Consider the following 2,565-nt stretch of genomic DNA (forward strand, 5'->3'; position numbering starts at 1 on the left):
CGCACCTGGGGGGCAGGGACGGGCGGCGCGGAAAGCTCGGGGAGTGGGCCGGTGCAGCCGGCGCACGAGTAGAGCCCGGTCCTGGGCGCGCGTGTCCTCGAGCGACTGCACGAGGTCACGCGCGATCAGGATTTGCCCGAATGCGGTATCACTTCCGACGCCCTAACTGTTCCGCTATTGTTCTTCGATGATCCGCGAAACCTTCCTTGCCCCGCTTTACACTCTCCGCGTCAACAGTCTTGGGGCTGAACATGCTCTCCGCTTGAGCTGCATGTGCGGCGCGGGGCCGTGGTATCTAAACGGGTTCTGGTTACGCCAGCGGTATCCAGAAAACGAGTTCCTGCGCTGGATCGCGAACAACCTACCGTGTCCCGCCTGTCGAACGCGGGACTGCATGGCCTGGGGCATTGTCGAGGCTGTTCATGAGGTCGGAAAATTGGCGAGATAGGTAGGGGGGCCGTCTGCCCCCCGGTCCTCCGGCCCTCCCCCCGAGGATATTTTCGGGAAGATGAATGGCGGTCATTCGAGATCGAGCTTCAACGGATCGCCCCGCCCGGAAGGTCGCCAGCCTGAATCGAACAAGGAAATCCGGCCATAGCTCGGCCAAGCAATCTTGAGACGGGCGATCAGCCTAAGACGGGTCGCCTGCTCGGCAATCAGGGTCGCCACGTCGCTGACCGAAGCGCCTTCGCGCAGGAGATACCATTCTCGGGTGCGGCTTCTATCCCGGTAGGCTAGTCGGCGGACTTTGGCATGACACCGGGCTTCGAGCGCGAAGGCGTGAGGCATTCTCACGGTCTGGACGATGACCATGCGACCTTGGACGCTGCGGGAAAGCTCTTTCCGGCGATCAACGGTCTTCCGTTGCGTGAAACCGATCTTGATCCGGCGCGGGTCGGCTTCGTCGCAGGTCAGATAGACGGTGCCCCAAGCTACGTTCCGGCGAAGCCAGCGGATACGGGTGAAGCCCCGCGACCGGCGGGCCATCAGGCCCGCTCCGGCCCGGTGATCCCGTAAGGGTTCGCCGGGCCGAATTTGATACCGTCCTGCTCGAAGAAGCCCAAGTACCCGAGAAGCCAAGCGCGATGTAGCTCGGTGCCAGCGATCAAGCGGCGCACCTGGCGCGGCAACAATCGCCCCGAATGGCCGGAGAGATAAGCTCTAAAATAGATAGCCTTCATCATGTTGAAAATCCCTTCTGGTCCAGAGGATAGAGACGGAAAAGGCGGGCCGAAAGGCCCGCCATAGATCACCCTTGGCCTAGAAACCGCTCGCCAGCTTTCGGGCCGTATTCGATCACTTCCCAAACCTCATGCCCGGTGCGGCTCGCATAGCGCCAAGCCGTCGCCTCATCCCTATGGATGCGGGGCAGGTCGTCAGGGTATTCGCGGGTCTCGATGATGCGCGAGGTCATGCCTCGATCTCCCACGGCTTCGGCGCGAAAAGGTCTTGGGTCTGGTAATCAGGGTGCGGTAGCGGCTCGACGTTCTCGGCCACGAAAACCACGGTGGATTGCCGGATTTTTGGCTCGCCCCGGTCGTTGCGTTCACGGGTCTTGATGACGGCGGAATACCGACCCGGTTTCTCCGGGTCTGGCAACACCGCGTAGCTCTTTGGTGACTTGGGGAGTCCAAGCCAGCGCGTCCCCCACACCTCGGGGGGGGACGCGCGTTCAAACTCGATGACGGCCAGCAGATTGCGCTTGTCCGTCGCTGTCAGGTGCAAGCCGTCGATCAGGCGGATTTGGGGTTTCATGCCGCCCCTCCTTCCTCGTTGATCCGCGCGAAAAGCGCGTCGATCTGTTCCAGCGAAAGCGGCTCAACCTCGCCGCAATCGGTCTGAATGTCGGTGATGCCTGCCGGGACTTCCTGAGCGGCTTGCAGGAGCCGAAGGCCCGCAAGAACAGTGGCAAGCTCGGCGCGGTCCAGGATCACGCCTTTGGAGGGTTGGGGGGCACTCATGCCCCCGCCTCCGTCCAGTCTGTCGCCCAAATGTCCATCGTGGCGATGGTGTTTCCGTCGGGGTCGATAACGCGCAACTCAGGCTTGATCGTCGCGGCGGCGTGGTGGTCGCGGCCCATCATGCGCAGCATGGTTTCGCTGGTCGAGTAGATCGCCTGCGGCTCGGGCTGGCCTTCATATTCGGCCAAGAGAGAAAAAAGACGTGTGGACATAGATTGCCCTCCTTGTGGTGGTGCCCTGTCCGGTCTGTTGCCGAAAATCGGGGCGGGGTTTCTGGCGAGGAAGCGCGAAGCGCGCCCCTCTCCTGAAAGCCTGCCTCCCGGCGAGGGCAGGAGGGGGACCCATGCAAGGTTGTCCGTAGGGGCGAAGGGGAGGGGGATCACCCGGCCACGCAGCTCGGCCCCCGGCCGAGACCGTGGTTGGGGACACCCCCCCTGACGCCGCTCATGGTGCTTGCGTGGGGGAACCGGCGGTTCCCTAGACGGACAGGGCGCGCTTGCGCGACCTGGCCCAAGGATGCGGGCGGCGTTCGGCTTGACCGAACCCCCCGCCAGTGTGATAGCCGCGCTCGCGCGGGGATCTCGATATTCTCTTGTCGACCAAG

The 2,565-nt window shown here is 63.3% G+C and carries 6 protein-coding genes; all 6 read right to left on the minus strand.

The window, feature by feature from the left end; translation table 11 throughout:
* Positions 1–519: 519 nt before the first annotated feature.
* Positions 520–987 carry a GIY-YIG nuclease family protein gene (locus AB9K37_RS00035; RefSeq protein ID WP_102856265.1) on the minus strand — a complete coding sequence of 156 codons (468 nt, stop codon included), beginning with the start codon at positions 985–987 and terminating at the stop codon, positions 520–522.
* Positions 987–1,184, minus strand: coding sequence for a hypothetical protein (locus AB9K37_RS00040; protein ID WP_102856266.1), 198 nt, complete (start codon positions 1,182–1,184; stop codon positions 987–989). The genes AB9K37_RS00035 and AB9K37_RS00040 overlap by 1 nt, the downstream gene beginning before the upstream one ends.
* A 65-nt stretch (positions 1,185–1,249) precedes the next feature.
* The gene (locus AB9K37_RS00045) at positions 1,250–1,414 is read right to left on the minus strand and encodes a hypothetical protein (protein WP_158525085.1); all 165 of its coding nucleotides are present in this window, start codon (positions 1,412–1,414) and stop codon (positions 1,250–1,252) included.
* Positions 1,411–1,755 (minus strand): hypothetical protein, encoded by a 345-nt coding sequence (locus AB9K37_RS00050; protein ID WP_102856267.1) that lies wholly within the window; start codon positions 1,753–1,755, stop codon positions 1,411–1,413. Before AB9K37_RS00050 ends, AB9K37_RS00045 begins: the two co-directional genes overlap by 4 nt.
* Positions 1,752–1,961 (minus strand): hypothetical protein, encoded by a 210-nt coding sequence (locus AB9K37_RS00055; protein ID WP_102856268.1) that lies wholly within the window; start codon positions 1,959–1,961, stop codon positions 1,752–1,754. The genes AB9K37_RS00050 and AB9K37_RS00055 overlap by 4 nt, the downstream gene beginning before the upstream one ends.
* Positions 1,958–2,173 carry a hypothetical protein gene (locus AB9K37_RS00060; RefSeq protein ID WP_102856269.1) on the minus strand — a complete coding sequence of 72 codons (216 nt, stop codon included), beginning with the start codon at positions 2,171–2,173 and terminating at the stop codon, positions 1,958–1,960. Before AB9K37_RS00060 ends, AB9K37_RS00055 begins: the two co-directional genes overlap by 4 nt.
* Between the last annotated feature and the right edge of the window lie 392 nt (positions 2,174–2,565).

Source organism: Donghicola sp. XS_ASV15, assembly GCF_041224595.1.
Classification (GTDB): domain Bacteria; phylum Pseudomonadota; class Alphaproteobacteria; order Rhodobacterales; family Rhodobacteraceae; genus Donghicola.